Source organism: Streptomyces sp. NPDC104309 (assembly GCF_055584025.1).
In genome coordinates, this window is the sequence record NZ_JBVJMV010000009.1 from 177,026 (window position 1) to 193,940 (window position 16,915).

The window sequence follows — 16,915 nt, forward strand, 5'->3', positions numbered from 1 at the left end:
CCGCGACGGAGGAACCGGGCCCATGGCCGCATTCGCGCAATCCGCGCCGTGCTGGGTGGACGTGCAGCTGCCCGACCTCGAAGCGGGCAAGCGCTTCTACGGTGAGCTGTTCGGCTGGACCTTCCGGGCCGGGGACGGCCCGTACGCGGACGCCTTCAGCGGCGGGAAGCTCGTCGCCGCACTCGCCGCCAAGCAGGACGGCCGGATGCCCACCGCCTGGGGGATCTACTTCGCCACCGACGACATCGTCGCGTCCGTCGCCCGCGTCAGGGAGGCGGGCGGCCAGGTGATCACCGACCCCGTGCGGGCCGGCCGGGCCGGAGCGGTCGCCCAGGCGGCCGACCCAGGCGGAGCGGTCTTCGGGCTCTGGCAGGCCGGCGACCGCGAGGGTTTCGAGAAGCAGAACGAACCGGTCTCCTTCTGCTGGACCGAGGTCTACACCCGGCAGAAGGACCGCGTCGACGCCTTCTACGAGGAGGTCTTCGGCTTCCAGGGCACCGATCTCGGCACCCCGGGCGAGGAGGAAGAACCCGGCGAGGGAGAGGCCGGTAGGGGAGAGGCCGGCGAGGAAGAGCCCGGCGGGGGAGAACCCGGTGAGGGAGAATCCGGAGAGGAACAGCCCGGCGCGCCCCGGTCCGGCACGGCGGAGCCCGGCGGCGGCGTCGACTTCCGCATGTGGTCCCCGGCGGGCACGGAACCGGGACCGGACACCGCGGTCGGCGGGCGCAGCGTCATCACCGACGCCTTCCCGGCCGAGATGCCCAGTTACTTCCTCAGCTACTTCGCCGTCGAGGACTGCAACGCCACCGCCGGGCACGCCGTACGCCTCGGCGGCCGGATCTCCGCACCACCCTTCGACATCCCGTACGGGCGGATGGCGGTCCTCCAGGACGATCAGGGTGCCGTGTTCGCCGTACTTCAGCCCCCTGTGTCCGAGAAGAGGGCAGAGTGAGCTGTGACACCCCGGTCCGCCCCCGGGTTCGCAACCAGGGCCTCGGCCAGGAACAATCGGGGTGCGCACCGCCGGGTGGTGCCCAGTGGTGAGACGCCGCACAGGGCGGGTTTTCGCGGGCTTCTGTTCCTGAGGCCCGTACGGGGAGGTGGCAGGGCAAGTGGTGGAGCAGCTGACGCAGCACGACCCGAGACGGATCGGCCCGTTCGAGGTGCTGGGACGGCTCGGGGCCGGTGGCATGGGGCTGGTCTATCTCGCCCGCTCGGCTTCGGGCCGGCGGGTGGCGATCAAGACGGTACGCACGGAACTTGCCGAGGACCAGCTGTTCCGGGTCCGCTTCACGCGTGAGGTGGAGGCCGCTCGGGCCGTCAGCGGCTTCTACACGGCCGCGGTGGTGGACGCCGACCCGCGGGCCGCGGTGCCGTGGCTGGCCACCGCCTATGTGCCCGCCCCCTCGCTCGAAGAGATAGTGGCCGAGTGCGGGCCCATGCCGGTCCAGGCGGTGCGCTGGCTGGCCGCCGGTATCGCCGAGGCGCTGCAGTCGATCCACGGTGCGGGACTCGTCCACCGCGACATGAAGCCGTCGAACGTGCTCGTCGTCGAGGACGGCCCGCGGGTGATCGACTTCGGGATCGCGTCCGGGGTCTCCAACACCCGGCTGACCATGACGAACGTCGCCGTCGGCACGCCCGCCTACATGTCGCCCGAGCAGGCGCGGGACTCCCGTAGCGTCACCGGCGCCAGCGATGTCTTCTCGCTCGGCTCGACGCTGGTCTTCGCCGCCACCGGCCACGCGCCGTTCCATGGCGCCAATCCCGTCGAGACCGTCTTCATGCTGCTGCGCGAGGGCCCCGATGTGGAGGGCCTGCCCGACGAGCTCCGGCCGCTGATCGAGTCCTGCATGCAGATGGACGCCGGGCTGCGGCCCACCCCCGCCGATCTGCAGGCCCAGCTCGCGCCGCACCTCTTCGCCTCCGGCGGCGACGACAGCGGTACGGCCTCGGCCTGGCTGCCGACCTCCGCCACCGCCATGATCGAGCAACGCCGTGGCGGAGGCCGCAAGCCCGCTGCTCCCGCCCCGGTCCCGCCGCCGCCCCCGCAGCCGCCGGGCGCCGACCGGGACCCCGCCTGGCGCCGCGGCGGCGACCTGCGCTCCCCGGCCGCCGCGGCGGCGCAGCTGCCCGACGGGGGCGGACCGGTACGACTGGCCGGCGCGAAGGTGCCCATCGGCCCCGGCCCGCGCGCCCAGGACGTCCGGGCCGCCGCCACGGCCACCGCGGACGCCGGCCCCGCGACCGGCTGGGTGCGCCCGCCCGCCGGGGCGAACGGCGCGGCCCCCGCCGCCCCGCTGCCCGCGCCCGCGCACGCCCCCGAGGCCGCGCCGGCGGCCCCGGACCGTTGGCGGCCCTGGCGCTTCCGGATGTCCAACGACGTCTGGGGGACGCCCGTCGTCGCCGGAGACCTGCTCTACGTCACCTCGTTCGAGGTGCACGCCCTGGACGTGGGCAACGGGCGCCGCCAGTTCAAGACCCGGGACGTGGCCTGGGTGATGGCGGTGGAGGGCGGCCTTATCCACGCCTCCGACGGGCCGTCGCTGTACGCCCTGGACGCGGCCACCGGCGCCGAGCGGTGGCGGCTGCAGACCGATGCCTGGGTGTACTCCCTCAAGGCGGACCGAGGCACCGTCGTCACCGGCACCCGGGGCGGCGGCGTCCAGGCGTGGGAGGCGTCCACGGGCGAGAAGCTGTGGGAGAGCGGCGGCGTACAGACCGACTTCGAGACGGCGGAGGACGGGCCCGTCGTCCACGACGGCACGGTCTACCTCTGGCAGGACGCCCGGCTGCGCGCCGTCGACGCCCGTTCCGGCGTCGAGCGCTGGTCGTACCCGATCGGCGACGCGGCCTCCTGCGGCGGGGTGCCGGTCCGGGTGACCGCGGCGCCGGACGGCTTCGTGTACGTCAGCGCCGGGGCCCGGGTCCTGGCCGTCGACACCGTGTCCGGCCATGTCCGCTGGCACTTCGAGTCGCCCGCCGTCTTCCTCTCGCCGCCCGCGTTCGCGCCGGGGCCCGCGGTCACCGGCGGCGGCGTGTACCTCGCCGACTACCTGGGCACGGTGTACGCGATCGACGCCTCGACGGGCAAGGACCGGTGGCGCATCGCCACGGAGGCCCGGCAGTCGATCGAGCCGGTCCTGGTGACGGGCGGGAACGTCCACGTCGGCAGCGGCAGCGCGCTCTACACGCTCGACGCGGTCACCGGCACCCCGAAGTGGCGGTTCGCGGCGGGCGGCGAGGTGGTGGGCGCCCCGGTGGTCGCCGACGGCCGGGTCCACTTCGGCTCCGCCGACCACGTCCTGTACACCCTGGACGCGGCGGGCGGCCAGCTCCGCTGGAAGCTGGCGACGGGCGGCGAGATCACGGGTTCGCCGGTGGCGCGGGGCGGTGTCGTGTACGCGTGCAGCAAGGACCGCTGCGTGTACGCGCTGGACGCGCTGAAGGGAACGGGCACGGGGAACCGGGCCCGGACGTAGCACCTCGCCGCTTCGAACCCGTCCGGCGACGGGGGGACGCGACCGACGGCGCGGAGAGCCTCGGGGCCCAGGGGCTCAAGGAGCCCAGGAACTCAAGGAGCTCGGGGCCTCAGGGGCGCGGGGGCCGGTGCGGATCGGAGCCCTCGTCCGGTACGACGGGGTGCGGGGCCGTGTCCTGGTCCTGCGGCCCGGTCCCGGGGTGCGCGGACGTGCCCCGGGCCTCCGGGCCCGGACGGCGGGCCCCGGGAGAGGGCCCCGTGTACAGGTCCGGCTCCGGCTCCGGCAGTGGACTCGTCTGCACGGAGGGCCCCGGCTCCTGCGTCGGCGGCCATGTGTCCGGGTTCTGCGAGCCGGGCGCCGTGTACGGCCGGTCACCGTCCTGGCGCGCAAGGCGCCGCCCGCCGCGCCGCCCCGACATCACCGCCGCGCCCAACAGCAGCAGCACCCCGCCGCCCAGTGCGCTCGCCACCCCCCACCGCAGTCCGGAACCGTCGCCCGCGACCGTCAGACTGCCTGTCGACTCCCCCTGGCGCACCATCCACAGCACGGTGAACCCGAGCACCACCACGCCCGCGGCCGCCACCAGCAGCCGCGACCGCAGCACCACCCCCACCACGGTCAGCAGGGCGGCGAAGAGGAAGGCCACCAGGATCGAGCCCAGTGGTCCGGGCCGGCTGCCCGTGATCCCGGTGAACAGTTCGTCGATCCGGTAATGACGCCCCAGACGGCCGTCGTACCAGTCTCGGAAGGGGCTCAGCACGGCGGCCGCCGCTCCTGCGAGAGCGAGGACCGAGCCGAGGACGTTGCGGACCATCGTCGGCCTCCTGCGTGTGCGCGGACCGGTGTCACGTAGCGGCACCGCTCTCCGCCTCGACGCTACGCCTGGCCTCTGTCCCCCGCACCTTGCGCTACGGTGTCGCGCGGTCGTTCGACAACAGCAGGTACGCACAACAACACAACGCACAACAACACAAGGGGGGCTGCATCGATGATGCGGCAGCACATAAGGCTTTCCGCCGTACTGGTCGTGGTGGTGCTCGCCCTCACCGGCTTCTCGACCTCCAGCCACGGCGGCCGCGGTCACGGCAGCAAGAGCAAGGGGTCGAGCAGCGGAGGCGGCTGCTCCAACTCCGAGAAGAGCAACGGCGGCTATCACCGCGACAACTACGACGACAACGACGACTACGGTTCGTCGAGCGGCTCCTCCGGAAACACCGGTTACGAGACGGCGACCCCGAGCGCCACCGCCTCGGACGAGCCCGGGGCGTACGTCTTCCGCTGCGCCCAGCCCCGCAAGGGCACGCGCAAGGCCGTCACCTCCTCCACCGTCAGGCTCACGGCGAGCGCGGCCGGCTCACACACCTACGAAGTCGATGTGACGTTCCTTGACGCGCGGGGCAACACCGTGGACACCGGGGAGACGAAGGTCGCCGTCGACGGTGGCGAGACCAGGACCGTATCCGTCCGGATGGACAGTCCGCGCAAGGTCTCCCGGGTGAAGAAGTGCCGGGTCGAGGCCCAGCTGAGCTACTGACCTCACCCGGCCCACCACCCTCACCAGCTCCGCGGGCCTCACGTCCCGCAGCCCGGCGCATCACCGACCCGGCGCATCACCGATCCACCGTCTCACCGATCCACCGTCTCACCGCGTCCGGAATCCGTTGGCGCCCCGCCCCTGGAACAACTCGGACTGCCGCTCCGGCGGCAGGTTCCCGAGCGCGATGAGGTGCGGGGCGTGGGCCATGGCCTGTGCCCTGGCCGCCTCCTTCGCGGACCACACGGCCCGTACCGTCCCCTGCACCGCCTCCGTCGGGTACGAGGCGATCACGGCCGCCGCCCGCAGCGCCGCCGCCACCGCGTCGCCCGCCGCCGTCACCTCACTGACCAGCCCAGTCTCGTAGGCCCGTCGGGCCGAGACCCGTTCGGCCGTGCCCATCAGGGACATCCGGGCCACCTCCCCGAACGGCATCCGCTGCGCCATGGAGATCGCCTCGTACGCGCTGACCATGCCGTACGTCGTGTGCGGGTCGAAGAACGTCGCCTCCTCGGACGCGACGACGAACTCCGCCTCGCCCAGCAGATAGAACGCCCCGCCGCAGGCCATCCCCTCCACGGCCGCGATCACCGGTTTCCACAGGTCGTTCGCCTTGGGACCGATCGCGATCAGCGGATCGTCGATCGTGTACGGAGACGGGGGCTGCGGCACCTCCACCCCCCGGTCGATCCCCGTGCAGAAGGCCCGGCCGCCCGCCCCGGTGACGACGACGGCCCGCACCCTCTCGTCGAAGCGGAACGCCCGCCACGCGGCGGACAGTTCGGCGGCCGTCGCCAGATCGATCGCGTTGTGCTTCTCGGGCCGGTCCAGGGTGACGAGCGCGACCCCGGTCTCCTCGCCCGTCTCCGTCCGCAGGGCCATCGCCGCTCACCGCTCCAGCAGCCAGCGCACCAGGGTCACCCCGGGACCGGCCGGGCAGAACACGGCCCGTACCGGCGCCCCGATCCGAAGCCGCGCCGGATCGACCGAGTCCAGCGGGGCGTCCGGACCGCTCACCACGTTCCCGACCAACCGGATCTCCGGGGCGTCGGCCAGCTCGACCACCACGGCGTTGTACGGGGCCTGCGCGGCGTAGGCGGGCAGCAGCGGGGGATGCGGCAGCACGTACGACCAGACGCGACCACGTCCGCTCATCGGCCGCCACTCGCTCGCGAAGGACTGGCAGTGCGGGCAGCACGGCCGGGGCGGGAAGCGGAGCCTTCCGCACTCCGGGGCGGCGCACGCCTGGACGCGCAGTTCGCCGCGGGCCGCGTACTCCCAGAAGGGGGCGCCGTCCTCGTCCACCACGGGCATCAGCAGAGCATCCATGTCAGCTCCTCAACTCCTCAGCAGTACGGCGGAGGTGGGCACACCCTCACCGGCGGTGACCAGGCATGTCCCGGCGCCCGGGACCTGGGCGGTGGAGACGCCGCGCAGCTGTTTCACACCCTCGTTGATGAGGTTGAAGCCGTGGACGTACGCCTCGCTGAGCCCGCCGCCCCCGGTGTTGATGGGCAGCCGCCCGCCGCTCTCCAGCGCCCCGCCCTCGGTGAACGCGCCGCCCTCGCCGCGCCCGCAGAAGCCGTAGCCCTCCAGGGAGAGCGGAATGAGCGGGGTGAACGCGTCATAGATCTGCGCGACGTCCACGTCGTCCGGGCCGAAGTCGGCCTGCTTCCACAGCTGCCGCGCGGCCGTCCAGGCGGGTCCGGTGAGGGGGTCCTCGTTCCAGTAGTTGACCATGCCGTGGTGCTGGGCGGGCAGCCCCTGGGCGACGGAGTGGATGTAGACGGGCCTCTGCCGGCAGTCACGGGCCCGCTCCGCCGAGACGATGACGCAGGCCAGCGCGCCGTCCGTCTCCAGGCAGTTGTCGAAGAGACAGAGCGGCTCGCTGATCCAGCGCGAGGTCATATACATGTCGCGGGTCAGCGGTCGCTCGTACATCATCGCGTCCGGGTTCTGGTTGGCGCGGTTGCGGCAGGCGAGGGCGACGTTGAAGAGATGGTCGCGGGTCGCGCCGTACTCGTGCATGTACCGCCGTGCCAGCATCCCGATCTCGTCGGCCGGCCGCAGCAGCCCGTACGGGCGGGTCCACTGGGCGGGGGTGGGCAGTTGCACGGCGGTGTTCTTCCAGGGCCGGGGCCCCGAACCGCGCTTCCGCGACCGCCAGGCGACCCCGACGCTCGCCTGGCCGGTCGCCACGGCGGCGGCGAGATGCGCGATCGTCGCGCACGAGCCGCCGCCCCCGTAGCCCACCTTGCTGAAGAAGGTGACGTCGCCCGCACCGATGGCCTTGGCGACCTCGACCTCGTCGGTCTCCTCCATCGTGTACGAGGCGAAGGCATCCACCTCCGAGGCGGCGATGCCCGCGTCGTCGAGTGCCGCGACGATGGCTCGGCAGGCCAATGTCCTCTCGGATTCCGGCAGTTGTTTCGCGAAGGCCGTCTGTCCTATACCGGCTATCGCTGTCACGTCCTTGAGCGCCGCCACCGCCACCTCCGAGGCCGTCGTCACTGCTGACAGCGGCTGAGGCTACAGCTAATCTGACGGATAGTCAGCTACTGCGTCAGAGAGGGCGAGCGATGCGCGGCGACGAGGAATGGGGCAGCATCCCGAAGCTGATACGGGCGGCGGCGCGACGATACGGGGACCGGGAGGCGGTCGTCGAGGGCCGGACCCGGATCTCGTACGCCGAACTCGGCCACCGCGTCGAACGCGCCGCCGCCGCGTGCATGGCCTCGGGGGTCGAGCCGGGCGACCGGGTCGCGGTCTGGGCCCCGAACACCCTGGACTGGATCGTCTCCGCACTCGGCGCCGTCATGGCCGGGGCGGTGCTCGTCCCCCTCAACACCCGGTTCAAGGGCGCGGAGGCGGCGTACATCCTGGAACGCAGCCGGGCGAAGCTGCTCTTCGTCACGGGCACCTTCCTCGGTACGTCGTACGTGGCGTCCCTGCGCCGGGCGGAGGTCGAACTGCCCCACCTGGAACGGGTGGTGGTGCTGGCGGACACCGCGCCCGAGGACTACGTGACCTGGAAGGACTTCCTGGCGTCGGGGGAGGGGGTGTCGTCGGACGCGGTACGCGCCCGAGCCGCCGCCATCGCCCCTTCCGCCCCCTCCGACATCATCTACACCTCGGGCACCACGGGGCGGCCCAAGGGCGCCGTCATCACCCACGCCCAGACGTTGCGCTGCTACGCGATCTGGAGCGAACTGGCGGATCTGCGCGAGGGCGACCGCTATCTGATCGTGAACCCGTTCTTCCACACCTTCGGCTACAAGGCCGGCATCATCGCGTGCCTGATGCGGGGCGCCACGATGGTCCCGCAACCGGTGTTCAACGTGGACACGGTCCTGGCCAACATCGCCGCCGAACGCATCTCGGTCCTGCCGGGTCCGCCCACCCTCCACCAGTCCCTCCTGGACCACCCGGCCCGGGGCGCCCACGACCTCTCCGCCCTGCGCCTGGTGGTGACGGGCGCGGCGGTGGTACCCCTGCGGCTGGTGGAGCGCCTGCGCACGGAGCTCGGCATCGCGACGGTCCTCACCGCGTACGGCCTCTCCGAGGCGAGCGGCATCGTCACCATGTGCCGGCGCGGTGATCCGGCGGAGACGATCGCCGCGACGTCGGGCCGGGCGATCCCGGGCACGGAGATCCGCGTCCTGGCCGCCCCCGGCACCCCCGGCGAGGTGCTGGTCCGCGGGTTCAACGTGATGCGGGGCTACTTCGAGGACCCGGAGACCACGGCCGCCGCGATCACCTCCGACGGCTGGCTCCACACCGGGGACATCGGCGTCCTCGACGAGGACGGCAACCTCCGGATCACCGACCGGATCAAGGACATGTTCATCGTCGGCGGCTTCAACGCGTACCCGGCAGAGATCGAACAACTCCTCGGCCTGCACCCGGACGTAGCGGACGTGGCGGTGATCGGCGTCCCGGACCCCCGTCTGGGCGAGGTCGGCAAGGCGTACGCGGTCCGCAGGCCGGGCGCGACGCTGACGGCGGACGACCTGATCGCCTGGTCCAGGCGGGAGATGGCGAACTACAAGGTCCCGAGGACGGTGGAGTTCGTGAGCGAACTGCCCCGCAACGCGAGCGGCAAGGTGATGAAGGGGGAGCTGCGGGGGCTGTAGCCACGCCGAACGCGGAAGAGGCCCGAGCTTTCCGGCTCGGGCCTCTTCGACGTCGTCGACCGTGCGCACGCAGACATGCAGCGGCCGCGACGGCTCCCCCTCCGCGCCGCCGCGGCCGCTCCCCCGTACCCCGTCGATTGCAGCTTTAGTTGGCCGGCTCGCTCGTGGCGTGCATGTCGTCGGTCGTGGCGACGCCGCCCGTTGCGTGCATGTCCTGCGGCTTCACGGTTCCACCGGTGGCGTGCATGTCCTTGGTGGTGATCTGCCCAGCGTCCTCGCTGGTGGCGTGCATGTCCTGCGGCTTGATCTCCGTGTCCTTCTTCGCGTCAGCCATGTTCGTCTGCTTCCCTAGGCGTCTCAGTTTGTGGTTCGGCGAGGCCCGCCCGGCTGTTCCCCCGTGGACTGCCGGGCGGGCGTCTCAGGGCCGTTCACACTAGTGCTACGGCCTTGGTATCAATCCGTCTGCCCCCCGACGCGGCGGATCGACAACCATGAGGGTGCCCGGCCGCGATAAACGAATGATGAACGCCGCTCAGGCCCGCCTCACGTGGCCGCCGAGGGCGCCGCCTCGGCCAGCAAGTCGCGTACCTCGGAGGCTTCGTGAGAGCCGAGCCGGTTGTAGATGATCAGTGCTTCGCGCCAGCACACCTGTGCGCGCCCGAACTGGCCGATGTCGTCGAGAGCGCGGCCGAGCACGGTGAGCACGTTGCCCCGACGCCATTCGCCGCCGATGCCGCGCAAGGAGGTCAGGGCCTGTTCGGCCTTGGTCGCCGCGTCGGCCGAGCTTCCGGACGCGAGGTCGACCTCGGAGAGGCGGAAGAGGGTCATTCCCTCCCACAGCCGCTGGCGGCTGTCCCGGAAGACATCCAGCGCCTCCAGAAGGCGTTCTGCCGCGGTGGCGAACTGGCCGCTCTGGGTGAGCGCCATTCCCAGCGCGTAGCGTCCGTTCGCGCTCCGGAGGGCGTGCCCCATGCTGTCGTAGATGTCTATGCCCTGTTGGGCCAGCGAAACCGCGCTGTCGGTGCGGCCGGTGGCCAGATGTATACGGGACAAGTTGCACAACGCACTCGCCTCGCCGGGCCGGTCCTGGATCTCACGGAAACGGTCGATGGCCATGGTGAGGTACTTCTCGCCGTCATCGTGACGGTTCTGATAGAGCGCCATGATTCCGAGAGCGTTCGGAGCCCAGCAGCCCGGGAGCGGATCGCACGCGGTTTCGACGAGCCGCATGACCTTCTCCGCCTCGTCCTCGGCCTGGTCGAAGCGTCCCGATGTGTGGTGCACGTCGGCCAGCGCCACCAGGGCCCGTACTTCCGTGCGTTGATCGTTCCGTGCGTGGGCGGCATCCAGGACGGCGAAAGCGGTGGTCTCGTACTGCTTCGAGTTCGCTCCGGACTCGCCCAGGTCGAGCGCGCACCAGAGCAGATCGACGGCGCGCGGCAGTGTCGCGGGGCCGGATGACTGGCGCACGCAGGAGAGCAGAGGACCGGCCTCCCTGTAGAGCCAGTCCCGTGCCTTGTGTCTGCCGTCGAAGACCAGTCCGGCGTGGCCCGTCGGCTCCAGGTGGTCCACCAGCCGATCCCCCGGCCGCTCCAGCGCATACACCCCCGCCGCCGTCGCCAGGTAGAAGTCCAGCAGCCGCGACAGCGCCAACTCCCGCTCCTCCGGATCCTGCTCGTCCCGTTCGGCGCAGGAACGCGCGTAGAGACGCACCAGGTCGTGGTAGCGGTAGCGGCCCGGAGCCGCGGACTCCAGGAGGCTGGTGTCGACCAGGACCTCCAGCAGGTCTTCCGCCGCGTGGGCTTCCAGGTTCAGCAGCGCCGCCGCCGCGGCCAGGGAGATGTCGGGGCCGTCCGCCAGGCCCAGCAGGCGGAACGCGCGGGCCTGAGCCGGTTCCAGCTGGCCGTAGCCGAGTTCGAAGGTGGCCTTCACCGCGAGGTCGCCGGCCTGGAGCTCGTCCAGGCGGCGTCGCTCGTCCGCGAGTTTCGCCGCGAGGACGGAGACCGTCCACGTGCGGCGGGAGGCCAGGCGGGAGGCGGCGATGCGGATGGCCAGGGGGAGGAAGCCGCAGGCGGCGACCACGTCCAGGGCGGCCTCGCGCTCGGAGTTGACGCGCTCCTCGCCCACGATGCGGGTGAAGAGCTGGAGCGCCTCCTCCGGGGACATCACGTCCAGGTCGACCAGGTGGGCGCCCGCCAGGTCGACCATCCGGACGCGGCTGGTGACCAGGGCCGCGCAGCCCGCCGTGCCGGGGAGGAGGGGGCGGATCTGGGCCGCGTCATGGGCGTTGTCGAGGAGGACCAGAATGCGGCGGCCGTCGAGCGTGGAGCGGTAGAGCGCGGCGCGTTCGTCCAGGGAGTCGGGGATCGCCGAGTCCGCCGTGCCCAGCGCGCGCAGGAACGCGCCGAGGACCGTCTCCGGTTCGGCGGCGCGGGCGCCGGCGCCCTGGAGGTCCACGTACAGCTGACCGTCCGGGAAGTACCGGCGCGCCTGGTGGGCGACGTGCACCGCGAGGGTCGTCTTGCCGACGCCGCCGATGCCCGCGAGCGCCGACACGGCCATGACCGAACCCTCGGCGGTCGCCAGCCGGGCACCCAGTTCCCGTACGAAGGAGGCGCGACCGGTGAAGTCCGGGACGGTGGCCGGGAGCTGGGCCGGGCGCAGCGGCGCCGGGGCCGGGGCCGGTTCGTCTGCCGGGCGGGCCAGTTCCTCGTCGGCCTGCAGGATGCGCTGCTGGAGCTGGGACAGCTCGGGGCGCGGGTCGACGCCGAGTTCGTCGGCGAGCAGCCGACGGGTGTCGGCGTACACCGCGAGCGCCTCGGCCTGTCTGCCGCTGCGGTACAGGGCGATCATGAGGAGTTCGCGCAGCCGCTCGCGCAGCGGGTGCGCGGCGGTGAGCGCGGTCAGTTCGGAGACCGCCTCCGCGTGGCAGCCGACCTCCAGGTCCAGGTCCAGACGGGTCTCGGTGAGCTGGAGCCGCCATTCCTCCAGGCGGGTGCGCTGGTTCTCGGCGTACGGTCCGGGCACGGAGGCCAGGGTCTCGCCGTCCCACAGACCGAGCGCCTTGCTGAAGAGGCTGCGGGCCTGGGCGCGGTCGCCGCCCGCGCGGGCCTTCTCCGCCTCGGCCACCCACTCCTGGGCGATGGTCAGGTCGAGGGCGTCGTTCCTGGTCCGGATCGCGTACCCGCCGGCGGCGCTGACCAGCGTCTGCGGGTCGAGGACCTTACGGAGCCGAGAGGCGTACGTGCGGACGGCGGCAAGCGCCTGCGAGGGCGGTTCCTCACCCCAGAGGGCGTCGATGAGTTCGGAGGCCGTGGCCGTGCGGCCGTCGCGCAGGAGCAGTGCGGTCAGCAGGGCGCGCTGCTGCGGTGAACCGGACGGCAGCGCCTCGCCGCCCCGCCATGCCCGTACCGGGCCCAGCACGGAAAAACGCAGATCGGCTCCGTCGTCCGATCGCTGTTGCGGAGCGCGCTGCTCCGGAACACGCGTGCTCGGCCCGCTGTCACGGTCCATTGCTGCCCCCTGCCCTGCTCGCCCCGCCGGTCCTGCCGATCGCGCCGGTGCCGTCCGTTCCGGATTCCCCGTCAGTGTGCCGGTACGGGAGGGGGGGATCCGGATTGTTCGGTACCGCTGGTATCGCGCTCAACAGTCTGCCTTGTCATGGGCGGACGCGTCAGCAGTGGGTGACTCTCTGCACAAGCCCTCGACAACGATTGTGGGACGGAGGCCGGTACAGATAGCTGACGGTTCGTCAGTTCGGCGCTACCGTGGTGAGTATGGAGACCTTCCCGAAGATCATCTCGGTGGACGACCACACGGTGGAGCCCGCTCATGTCTGGCGGGACCGGCTCCCGTCCAAGTACCTCGACCGCGCTCCGCGGATCGTCCGCGCACCGCTCAAGGAAATGACCTTCATGGGCGGCAAGTTCGCGCCTGTGATGGGTGCGAAGGGTGACGACGGCCCGATCGGCGACTGGTGGGTGTACGAGGATCTGCACCGCCCGCTCACCCGGCTCGACACCTCGGTCGGCTACGACCGGGACGAGATCAAGCTTGAGGTCATCACGTACGAGCAGATGCGCCCGGGTTCGTTCTCGGTCCCCGACCGGCTCGCCGACATGGACGTCAATCATGTCCAGTCGGCGCTCTGCTTCCCCACCTTCCCCCGCTTCTGCGGGCAGACCTTCACCGAAGCGAAGGACCGCGAACTGGGGCTGCTCGGGGTGCGGGCGTACAACGACTGGATGGTGGAGGAGTGGTGCGGGCCCGAGGCGCGGGGCCGCCTCATCCCGCTCACCCTCATCCCGCTCTGGGACGCGCGGCTGGCCGCCGAGGAGGTCCGGCGCAACGCGGCGCGCGGTGTGCGCGCGGTGGCGTTCTCCGAGATACCGCCGCATCTCGGCCTGCCGTCCATTCACACGGACGAGTGGGATCCGTTCCTGCGGGCCTGTGACGAGACGGGGACGGTGATCGCGATGCACATCGGCTCGTCCTCGAAGATGCCGTCCACCTCGGCCGACGCCCCGCCCGCCGTCGGCTCCACCATCACCTTCGCCAACTGCTGCTTCTCGATGGTCGACTGGCTGATGAGCGGCAAGTTCGAGCGGTTCCCGAACCTCCGGATCATGTACGCGGAGGGCCAGATCGGCTGGATTCCGTACATCCTGGAGCGCGCCGACGTGGTCTGGGAGGAGAACCGGGCCTGGGGCGGCGTCGCCGACAAGGTTCACCGTCCGCCGTCGGAGCTGTTCGCCGAGCACGTCTACGGCTGCTTCTTCGACGACGCCTTCGGGCTGCGGAACCTGGACTCGATCGGCGTCGGAAACGTCCTGTACGAGACGGACTACCCGCACTCCGACTCCACCTGGCCCAAGTCGCGCGAGGTCGGCGAGGCGCAGATGGGTCATCTGGACGCCGATGTCGTGGACCGGATCGTCCGCGGCAACGCGATCGACCTGCTGAGGCTGACGGATGACGGGCTGTGGGCGGGGCCCGGCGGGCGGTAGGGAGGGTGCGGAACGTGACACCCGGCACCCCGGGCGTCACGTTCCGCGTGGAGCTGTACCCCCGGAGGGTCAGGCCCTGGTGACCGGCTCCTGGAGCTCCGTCACCCACTTGTCCCGGTCGTCGGGGCACTCCAGGTTGATCTCGCGGGCGTATCCCGCAGACCGGTAGCCGTTGGCGTCGATCCAGCGGGCCAGGATCTGGGCCGTCGGCAGTACGCCGTCCATCGAACCCCGGTGAACCACGGCCGCCGCCTCGAACGGGGGCAGCTCGACCACCGTGATCCCGGTGTCGCCGAGCGGGCCCATCGGGGCGGAGACCGTCACCCCCGCGTGGACGACGATCGCGCCGCCGCCCTCCGGGGCGTCCTCGTAGCGGGCGATCCCGGGGCCGCTCGGGCTGACCCCCACCGTGCCCAGCAGCGGGAAGAGCCGGTCGTACAGCGGGCCGATCACCGGAGTGATGTGCTCCGGCTCGAAGCCCGCCGCGGTCCCGGTCAACTCGGCGACCCGTACTGCGGCAATGCTCTTGATTACTACCTCGTTCGCGGGCATGCGTCCCTCGCTCTCGATCGACCGGAGCCTCGCCTCGACCCGTGTCAGCCGTGCGGCCGCTGCCGCCATGGCCTCCTCCAGCTCCGCCTGCCGCAGTCGCAGCATGCCGCGCAACTCCTCGGCCCCCACCTGCTCGTCGAGGACGGCCTGCACCTGCTGGAGCGTGAAGCCGAGATCTTTCAGGGCGATGATGCGGTTGAGGCGGGCGAGCTGGGCGGCCCCGTAGAAGCGGTAGCCGGTGGTGGGGTCCGTGCGGTCCGGGTGCAGGAGCCCGATGGCGTCGTAGTGGCGCAGCATCCGGGCCGACACCCGTCCGTACCGGGCGAAATCTCCGATGGTGAACATGATGTCTCCCAGTGCACGGCTTCACACGGTGGCAAGGTCAAGCCTCGCGGCGCCCCGGTGCTGCCGGAAGCGGAAAAGACGCAGGAGCGGAAAGGCCAGGAGCGGAAAAGGCAGGAGCCCCGTTCCCCGCCGAGGCGGAGGAGCGGGGCTCCTTGGGTACTGCTAGCCGGCCGCGATCGGCCGACCCGGGCAACTAGGCCGGGGTGACGTTCTCAGCCTGCGGACCCTTGGGTCCCTGAGTGACGTCGAAGTTCACGACCTGGTTCTCCTCGAGGGAGCGGAACCCGGACGCGTTGATCGCGGAGTAGTGAACGAAGACATCCGGGCCGCCGCCGTCCTGGGCGATGAAGCCGAAGCCCTTTTCAGCGTTGAACCACTTGACGGTTCCGGTAGCCATAAGCCCTCCTTGGGCCAAAGGGTTGCCCTGCTCCAGAACCTGCAAAGAAGTCTGAAAACTACAAAAGCCTGCGGGTTACATGCTCCGCAGGCTCTGTACTGCAAGGGAAACCAAACTGCAACTTGCGTCGAGCCTAGCACGCAGCGTGTACGGAAGGGTAGAGGGAAAGATCACTTCACCCGGATGTTTGATTGCCGTGCCGATGAGCTGACGAAGCGGGTGTCCCGGATGGTGTCGCCGAGACGTCCTCAAGGGATACGGAATGAAGACTTCCGATACCGCTCCGGGGCGGTATCGGTGACCCCGTGAGAGGGGTCGGGCGGCGCCTCGCGCACCCGGTGCCGTCCGGACGACACCACGGGTCTAGCCTCGCGATGTGGACAATTCAACCGTCTCAACCGTCGCAGGCGACAACCGTCGCAGCCGGCCGCGCGTCGGCCACATCCAGTTCCTGAACTGCCTTCCCCTGTACTGGGGACTGGCGAGAACCGGGACCCTGCTCGACCTGGAGCTCTCGAAGGACACCCCGGAGAAGCTCAGCGAGCAGCTGATCAGGGGTGATCTGGACATCGGCCCCGTCACCCTGGTCGAGTTCCTGCGCAACGCCGACGACCTGGTCGCCTTCCCGGACATCGCGGTGGGATGCGACGGGCCCGTCATGTCGTGCGTGATCGTGTCGCAGGTGCCGCTGGACCAGCTGGACCGGGCCCGGGTGGCGCTCGGTTCGACCTCGCGCACCTCCGTGCGTCTGGCCCAACTGCTCCTCGCCGAGCGGTACGGGGTCAGCCCGGACTACTACACCTGCCCGCCGGACCTCGGCGTGATGATGCAGGAGGCGGACGCGGCCGTGCTGATCGGTGACGCCGCGCTGCGCGCCAACCTGCACGACGCGCCCCGGCTCGGCCTCCAGGTCCACGACCTGGGCCAGATGTGGAAGGAATGGACCGGGCTGCCGTTCGTCTTCGCGGTCTGGGCGGCCCGCAAGGACTATCTGGCGGCCGAGCCCCACCATGTGAACAAGGCGCACGAGGCCTTCCTGGCCTCACGGGACGTCTCCCTGGAGGAGGTCACCAAGGTCGCGGAGCAGGCGGCACGCTGGGAGGCCTTCGACGCGGAGGTGCTGGAGCGGTACTTCACGACGCTGGACTTCCGCTTCGGCCCGGACCAGCTGGCGGGGGTGCGGGAGTTCGCGCGCCGGGTCGGCCCGACGACCGGCTTCCCGGCGGACGTGAAGGTCGAACTGCTCGGCGGCTGACCGGAGGGCGGTGGGTGGTGGGCGGTTGACGCCTCGGACGCACGGGGCGGGCCCGGGGCAGGCCCCGAGCGCGCCCGGAGTGCGCCGCGTGCGGGAGGCGGTCAACGGGAATGGGCCGGGATATGGATGAATCCTGTACTTCCTGGGTCGGATATCTCTTCCCGGCCTTCTCCCGCCCTTCTCCGGCCGCTTCTCCCCGCCCCGCCATCGA

At 71.3% G+C, this 16,915-nt stretch carries 14 protein-coding genes; 6 read left to right on the forward strand and 8 right to left on the reverse strand.

The genetic code is table 11. The annotated features are described in order from the left end of the window. Positions 1-22: 22 nt before the first annotated feature. Both ACZ68L_RS16055 and afsK read left to right on the forward strand, forming a co-directional pair. On the forward strand, positions 23-952 hold the full coding sequence (locus ACZ68L_RS16055) for a VOC family protein (RefSeq protein WP_469577416.1): 930 nt from the start codon (positions 23-25) through the stop codon (positions 950-952). Positions 953-1,112: 160 nt separating this feature from the next. Further along, positions 1,113-3,482, forward strand: coding sequence for a protein serine/threonine kinase AfsK (afsK, locus tag ACZ68L_RS16060; RefSeq protein ID WP_469577417.1), 2,370 nt, complete (start codon positions 1,113-1,115; stop codon positions 3,480-3,482). 109 nt (positions 3,483-3,591) lie between these two features. Here afsK and ACZ68L_RS16065 read toward each other — a convergent pair whose 3' ends face one another. Next, the gene (locus tag ACZ68L_RS16065) at positions 3,592-4,296 is read right to left on the reverse strand and encodes a hypothetical protein (RefSeq protein ID WP_469577418.1); all 705 of its coding nucleotides are present in this window, start codon (positions 4,294-4,296) and stop codon (positions 3,592-3,594) included. 174 nt (positions 4,297-4,470) lie between these two features. Here ACZ68L_RS16065 and ACZ68L_RS16070 point away from each other — a divergent pair, with 174 nt between their 5' ends. Continuing rightward, positions 4,471-5,016 (forward strand): hypothetical protein, encoded by a 546-nt coding sequence (locus tag ACZ68L_RS16070; RefSeq protein ID WP_469577419.1) that lies wholly within the window; start codon positions 4,471-4,473, stop codon positions 5,014-5,016. A gap of 108 nt (positions 5,017-5,124) precedes the next feature. On the opposite strand, the gene ACZ68L_RS16075 is transcribed toward ACZ68L_RS16070, so the two are convergent. The 3 genes from ACZ68L_RS16075 to ACZ68L_RS16085 are packed head-to-tail and all read right to left on the reverse strand — an operon-like array spanning position 5,125 to position 7,503. After that, positions 5,125-5,898: an enoyl-CoA hydratase/isomerase family protein gene (locus ACZ68L_RS16075; protein WP_469577420.1), complete on the reverse strand. Its 774-nt coding sequence runs from the start codon at positions 5,896-5,898 to the stop codon at positions 5,125-5,127. A 6-nt stretch (positions 5,899-5,904) separates the two neighbouring features. Further along, positions 5,905-6,345 carry a Zn-ribbon domain-containing OB-fold protein gene (locus ACZ68L_RS16080; protein WP_469577421.1) on the reverse strand — a complete coding sequence of 147 codons (441 nt, stop codon included), beginning with the start codon at positions 6,343-6,345 and terminating at the stop codon, positions 5,905-5,907. Positions 6,346-6,354: 9 nt separating this feature from the next. Next, positions 6,355-7,503 (reverse strand): lipid-transfer protein, encoded by a 1,149-nt coding sequence (locus tag ACZ68L_RS16085; protein ID WP_469577515.1) that lies wholly within the window; start codon positions 7,501-7,503, stop codon positions 6,355-6,357. Between the two features lie 92 nt (positions 7,504-7,595). On the opposite strand from ACZ68L_RS16085, the gene ACZ68L_RS16090 reads away from it, so the two are divergent. Then, the gene (locus tag ACZ68L_RS16090) at positions 7,596-9,149 is read left to right on the forward strand and encodes a FadD3 family acyl-CoA ligase (RefSeq protein ID WP_469577422.1); all 1,554 of its coding nucleotides are present in this window, start codon (positions 7,596-7,598) and stop codon (positions 9,147-9,149) included. 145 nt (positions 9,150-9,294) lie between these two features. On the opposite strand, the gene ACZ68L_RS16095 is transcribed toward ACZ68L_RS16090, so the two are convergent. Together ACZ68L_RS16095 and afsR are read right to left on the reverse strand one after the other, a co-directional pair. After that, a complete protein-coding gene (locus tag ACZ68L_RS16095) occupies positions 9,295-9,483 on the reverse strand; it encodes a hypothetical protein (RefSeq protein ID WP_469577423.1) in 189 nt (62 codons plus the stop codon). Positions 9,484-9,692: 209 nt separating this feature from the next. Next, positions 9,693-12,662, reverse strand: coding sequence for an SARP-family global regulator AfsR (afsR, locus tag ACZ68L_RS16100; RefSeq protein ID WP_469577424.1), 2,970 nt, complete (start codon positions 12,660-12,662; stop codon positions 9,693-9,695). Between the two features lie 263 nt (positions 12,663-12,925). On the opposite strand from afsR, the gene ACZ68L_RS16105 reads away from it, so the two are divergent. Then, complete coding sequence (locus ACZ68L_RS16105; RefSeq protein ID WP_469577425.1) at positions 12,926-14,155, forward strand: amidohydrolase family protein; 1,230 nt, start codon at positions 12,926-12,928, stop codon at positions 14,153-14,155. A 69-nt stretch (positions 14,156-14,224) separates the two neighbouring features. Here ACZ68L_RS16105 and ACZ68L_RS16110 read toward each other — a convergent pair whose 3' ends face one another. Both ACZ68L_RS16110 and ACZ68L_RS16115 read right to left on the reverse strand, forming a co-directional pair. Beyond that, on the reverse strand, positions 14,225-15,052 hold the full coding sequence (locus ACZ68L_RS16110) for a MerR family transcriptional regulator (RefSeq protein ID WP_469577426.1): 828 nt from the start codon (positions 15,050-15,052) through the stop codon (positions 14,225-14,227). Between the two features lie 193 nt (positions 15,053-15,245). Then, the gene (locus ACZ68L_RS16115) at positions 15,246-15,449 is read right to left on the reverse strand and encodes a cold-shock protein (RefSeq protein WP_003967102.1); all 204 of its coding nucleotides are present in this window, start codon (positions 15,447-15,449) and stop codon (positions 15,246-15,248) included. Positions 15,450-15,825: 376 nt separating this feature from the next. Between ACZ68L_RS16115 and ACZ68L_RS16120 the strand changes: the two genes are divergently transcribed. Then, positions 15,826-16,704 (forward strand): menaquinone biosynthetic enzyme MqnA/MqnD family protein, encoded by an 879-nt coding sequence (locus ACZ68L_RS16120; protein WP_469577427.1) that lies wholly within the window; start codon positions 15,826-15,828, stop codon positions 16,702-16,704. Positions 16,705-16,915: the final 211 nt, after the last annotated feature.

What these genes read in the sequence shown, in the direction of transcription:
- ACZ68L_RS16055 (WP_469577416.1), top strand. Translation starts at nt 23, where the DNA reads ATGGCCGCATTCGCGCAATCCGCGCCGTGCTGGGTGGACGTGCAGCTG.
- ACZ68L_RS16065 (WP_469577418.1), bottom strand. Translation starts at nt 4,296, where the DNA reads ATGGTCCGCAACGTCCTCGGCTCGGTCCTCGCTCTCGCAGGAGCGGCG.
- ACZ68L_RS16070 (WP_469577419.1), top strand. Translation starts at nt 4,471, where the DNA reads ATGATGCGGCAGCACATAAGGCTTTCCGCCGTACTGGTCGTGGTGGTG.
- ACZ68L_RS16075 (WP_469577420.1), bottom strand. Translation starts at nt 5,898, where the DNA reads ATGGCCCTGCGGACGGAGACGGGCGAGGAGACCGGGGTCGCGCTCGTC.
- ACZ68L_RS16080 (WP_469577421.1), bottom strand. Translation starts at nt 6,345, where the DNA reads ATGGATGCTCTGCTGATGCCCGTGGTGGACGAGGACGGCGCCCCCTTC.
- ACZ68L_RS16090 (WP_469577422.1), top strand. Translation starts at nt 7,596, where the DNA reads ATGCGCGGCGACGAGGAATGGGGCAGCATCCCGAAGCTGATACGGGCG.
- ACZ68L_RS16095 (WP_469577423.1), bottom strand. Translation starts at nt 9,483, where the DNA reads ATGGCTGACGCGAAGAAGGACACGGAGATCAAGCCGCAGGACATGCAC.
- afsR (WP_469577424.1), bottom strand. Translation starts at nt 12,662, where the DNA reads ATGGACCGTGACAGCGGGCCGAGCACGCGTGTTCCGGAGCAGCGCGCT.
- ACZ68L_RS16105 (WP_469577425.1), top strand. Translation starts at nt 12,926, where the DNA reads ATGGAGACCTTCCCGAAGATCATCTCGGTGGACGACCACACGGTGGAG.
- ACZ68L_RS16110 (WP_469577426.1), bottom strand. Translation starts at nt 15,052, where the DNA reads ATGTTCACCATCGGAGATTTCGCCCGGTACGGACGGGTGTCGGCCCGG.
- ACZ68L_RS16115 (WP_003967102.1), bottom strand. Translation starts at nt 15,449, where the DNA reads ATGGCTACCGGAACCGTCAAGTGGTTCAACGCTGAAAAGGGCTTCGGC.